At 36.7% G+C, this 4,132-nt stretch carries 4 protein-coding genes; 1 reads left to right on the forward strand and 3 read right to left on the reverse strand.

The window, feature by feature from the left end; genetic code table 11:
- The first annotated feature begins 379 nt into the window (after nucleotides 1–379).
- Nucleotides 380–706 (forward strand): YegP family protein, encoded by a 327-nt coding sequence (locus RM529_RS16090; RefSeq protein ID WP_311485765.1) that lies wholly within the window; start codon nucleotides 380–382, stop codon nucleotides 704–706.
- 178 nt (nucleotides 707–884) lie between these two features.
- Here the strand turns inward: RM529_RS16090 and RM529_RS16095 are convergent, their stop codons facing one another.
- From RM529_RS16095 to RM529_RS16105, 3 genes are all read right to left on the reverse strand, one after another.
- Nucleotides 885–1,997, reverse strand: coding sequence for a Fic family protein (locus RM529_RS16095; protein ID WP_219359575.1), 1,113 nt, complete (start codon nucleotides 1,995–1,997; stop codon nucleotides 885–887).
- Nucleotides 1,998–2,105: 108 nt separating this feature from the next.
- Nucleotides 2,106–2,807 carry a M48 family metallopeptidase gene (locus RM529_RS16100; protein ID WP_311485766.1) on the reverse strand — a complete coding sequence of 234 codons (702 nt, stop codon included), beginning with the start codon at nucleotides 2,805–2,807 and terminating at the stop codon, nucleotides 2,106–2,108.
- The coding region (locus RM529_RS16105; protein ID WP_311485767.1) for a type I restriction enzyme subunit R domain-containing protein at nucleotides 2,807–4,132 on the reverse strand (1,326 nt) is incomplete at its 5' end. The genes RM529_RS16100 and RM529_RS16105, both read right to left, overlap by 1 nt.

Here is a 4,132-nt window from a genome sequence, read left to right on the forward strand (position 1 = left end):
CGGTAACCAAATAAAAATTCTGAACGAGTAAGAACTTATAAAAAAGAAGGCACGACTGGTTTATGCAGTTCGTCTCGGGCAGAATTTTAAACTTTGTGAAGAAATAGGTTGTGGTAATCTTTTTGCTTGGCGAACGCTGTCGCTTTTTCTGCGATAGGGTTCAAGATAGTGTAGTGAACCGCTTTTCTCGGAATGAAGCCCTTCGCGGAATGCAGAGGAATGGGGTGGAACGGGTTGTAAATGCATAATTCAAATACGAAAATAGTTGATTGCTAGTATTTCGAGACGACCCTTGTTGATTAATAGGTTGATAAGTTAAACGGATATCGTAATTGTGCTTGAATGAAATTCATATATTGAAGAATAAATTATAACTACAATGGCAAAATTTGAAGTATATCAAGGTGCGAAAAGCGAATATCGATTTAGATTAAAGGCTGGAAATGGTCAGACCATACTAGCTAGTGAAGGCTATACTGCTAGATCTGGATGTATGAATGGTATTGAATCTGTTCGAACGAACTCACAAGATGATAACCGCTTTGATCGAAAAAAATCTAGCAATGGAAAACATTATTTTAATCTGAAAGCTAGTAATGGTCAAATTATAGGGACTAGTGAAATGTACGAAAGCGCAACAGGTATGGAAAACGGTATAGAATCTGTAAAAACGAATGCTCCTAAAGCCACCATCGAGGAAGTATAGAACGTCTTTTAGACAAATAAACTGCTATTTCTTGCTAATATGATGGTCATTAAATTGGCGAACGCTGTCGCTTTTTCTGCGATAGGGTTCAAGATGGTGTAGTGAACCTCTTTTTTCGGAATGCAGCCTTTCGCGTAATGTAGAGGAATGGGGTGGAACGGGTTGAAATGTAATATTGTTATTCTACTTCTAAGGCTAATTCATAACGAGTACTCCTACCGCCACCGGTTGGAATAAGTATGCCTTTGCCTACTAAATCTTGAAGATCTCGAGTAGCCGTAGCTTTTGAAGTTTTTGTGATGCCTGTATATTTACGGGCGTTCATACCACCTTCAAAACCGTTTGGGCCTTCTTCTAACATTCGTTGAACAGCACGCAATTGTCTTTCATTCAATTGCTCATTAAAGCGGTCAAAAAAACGAGCTTTTTTTAAGGTAAAAGCAACTTCTTGAGTTGTTTGTTCTTGAGCTATAAGAACGGTTTTCACAAAATAAGATATCCACTCCGTTATATTAGTTGATTTTTGCGCTTTTTCAAGATGGTGATAATATGCTTTTTTATCAGCTTCTATACCTCTTGACAGACTGAGTAATATAGGTCTATTCACATATTGTGAAAGCGCTTTTTCTGAAATACATCTTCCTAAACGACCGTTACCATCTTCAAAAGGATGTATACTCTCAAAATACAAATGTGCAATAGCTGATCTTATAATAGGCTTCTTGATGGGATTCTTTCCTGATGGGCTACTATCATTAAACCATTGTATAAATAGTTTCATTTCATTCGGTACGGCATCGGAAGGTGGTGCTTCAAAATGTACTTTCTGTTTACCCATTGCTCCAGAAACAACTTGCATTGGTTCTCTATGGGTTCTCCAACTTCCAACAAGTACATTTTTTGCTCCCATCATTAAGGATGAATGCCAATCAAAAAGTGTTGACTGCGTTAATGGCTCTGAAAAGGTTTCCCGAACATCTGTAAGTAAAGCCGCCATTCCTGTTGCCCGTTGGTCTGAAACCACTTCATTTGGCACGTTGAGTCCAAGATTATTTCGTACAGAAGACTTAACATCCTCGCGCTCAAGATATTCGCCTTCAATTTCTGATGACTTCATTGCTTCAGCAACCATTGTTTGGATAACTGTTTCTAGCTGTTCATTTCGGTCTAGGCCTTCTAAATAACCCTCTAATTGACCTATACGAGACATATAATCAAACAATAAGTCTTCAACATTTTCTAACGAATATGTGAAGTTAGGCCATTCTGGTTTTTGCCAATTATAAATCATTATGAGCCGATTAGCGTTTTTATTCGGCTCAAATATAGTGATTTTTTGAGTTGATTATGGCGGTTTATTGGCTCAATTTTCTACAACCTCTTCACTAACTATTTTTCATTAAGCCATTTTGTTTTCTAATTTATCCTTCCATTTCTTCCAATTGGGCATTACCTTAGTTAAGGTTTCGTAGAATTTTTTATTATGATTTGAAACTACAAGATGTGTCATTTCGTGTACCAACACATATTCAATGCATTTTGATGATGCCTTTATAATTTCTGGGTTAATAGTGATTTTATCAATTGTATTACAACTTCCCCAACGCTTAGACATTCTTCTTATTTCAAGCTGTGGCATTTCAAAATCGTATTCTTTAAATTTTGAATGGGCTTCCTTAGCAAGACTATTGAACTTTTTCTCTGCGTGTTGGTAATACCATTGTGCTACTAGTTTTTTAACAACATCTTCTTTTATCTCACCTTTGCATACAACATTTAGTTTACCTCCTTTGAGTTTCACTTGGTTACTTGTCCCTTTGCTTACTTTTAGCAGATAAGATTTTCCTAAGTAGTAATGCGTTTCACCAGAAACGTATTGACGTTCTGGTGTACGCGGTAAAAACTGTTCGAAATACTGTTGCTGCTTCACTATCCACCGAGCTCGTTTTTCTACTTTTTGATCAATATCTTGAATTGTGCTTTCTTCTGGTGCAATTATATGAACAGAACTGTCCGGATGAACTTCTATCGCCATTGTTTTACGGCTAGAACGTTTCAGTTCAAAGAAAATCTCTTGGGTACCGTATTGAATACTTCGCATTAGAAATTATTTTTTGCTACTCTTAGACACTTCACAAGAATCGCATCAATTTCATCAAAAGTTATTTCGATTGCTAGTTGACTTCTTTTACTAATCAAATAATCTTCAATCTGGTTTTCCATTCGGTTTTGAATATCGACATTCTTTTTCCAGTCTGTAATGATTAAATTATTGACTATTTCTTCAATCTCAATGCCCGCTTCTGCGACTTTCTTTTTGCTAATCTCCTTATCCAATTTTTTGTTGAGCACTTCATTTAATGCCCCATAAAAAGCACGTGCGCGTGGATTATTTTGTAGTCTTGCTGGAATACCAGCCTGATATCCATTTGCTAGATCGTCTCTTGTTTTTTGCATTGCTTCCAAATATTCTTTTTCTGTAAGCCTACCGTCGTAAAAATCTTTTATGGTTTGTTCTATCAGTTCCGAAAACTTTTTATAAAAGGCCTCATCCTTTTCCATATTTTCGGTAATGACCTTTTTCATTTGATGGGCAATGAAATCTGCCTTTGAAGCTGGTGTTTTACCATATTCTGTAAGTGCTTCTTCCACCATATTTTTATCAAATATGTTTACATCTCTGGTCAAAACCTGTACCTCGTCTGCATCTATGTAGGTGTCCAGCAATTTTCTAACGCGCGGCTCATATTCTTTATATGAAATTTTTTCAGCATACCTGAACTGAACGGATAAGCGCAAACTTTGAAACTTTTTTAGTTCACTTTTGTAAAATCCGATTTGTTCGGTAGAAAATTCTAGGTAAAAGTCATCCGATGCCAACGCTGTTTGTAGTATTCTGGCAAACGCTGAAACTCGTTCATAAAACTGATCGCGCACATCCTTATCTGCGATATGTCTTTCTAAGGCCTCTATATCGTTTTTGTTATATACACCTTTAAACAAGTCCCATACTTCCGAGTGTCGAACAGGAACCTTTCGTATTTCGTCCTTAACATCAACTACCGTATTCTTTAAATCCTCCTCGTCAAAATCTTCCAATGCACTGTACTCTGTCAAGGCTTCGTCTAATTTTCCTAAAACGCCTACATAATCTATAATATGCCCGTATTCTTTACCCTCAAACAATCTATTGACACGTGCTATAGCCTGCAATAGATTATGTGCTACCAAGGGTTTGGCTAAATATAACACGGTATTTCTAGGGGCATCAAATCCTGTAAGTAACTTGCTTACCACAATGATTAATTCTACCTCATTGCTATTTTCTTTAAAACGGGTTACCGTATCATTCTCATAGGCTTCTTGATCGTTAAATCGTTTTAAAATTTGCTCCCAGTACTTTCGCGATTCACTAGAGGTTTCAGA

Source organism: Autumnicola edwardsiae, from assembly GCF_031846505.1.
GTDB lineage: Bacteria > Bacteroidota > Bacteroidia > Flavobacteriales > Flavobacteriaceae > Autumnicola > Autumnicola edwardsiae.

What these genes read in the sequence shown, in the direction of transcription:
- RM529_RS16090 (WP_311485765.1), top strand. Translation starts at nt 380, where the DNA reads ATGGCAAAATTTGAAGTATATCAAGGTGCGAAAAGCGAATATCGATTT.
- RM529_RS16100 (WP_311485766.1), bottom strand. Translation starts at nt 2,807, where the DNA reads ATGCGAAGTATTCAATACGGTACCCAAGAGATTTTCTTTGAACTGAAA.
- RM529_RS16095 (WP_219359575.1), bottom strand. Translation starts at nt 1,997, where the DNA reads ATGATTTATAATTGGCAAAAACCAGAATGGCCTAACTTCACATATTCG.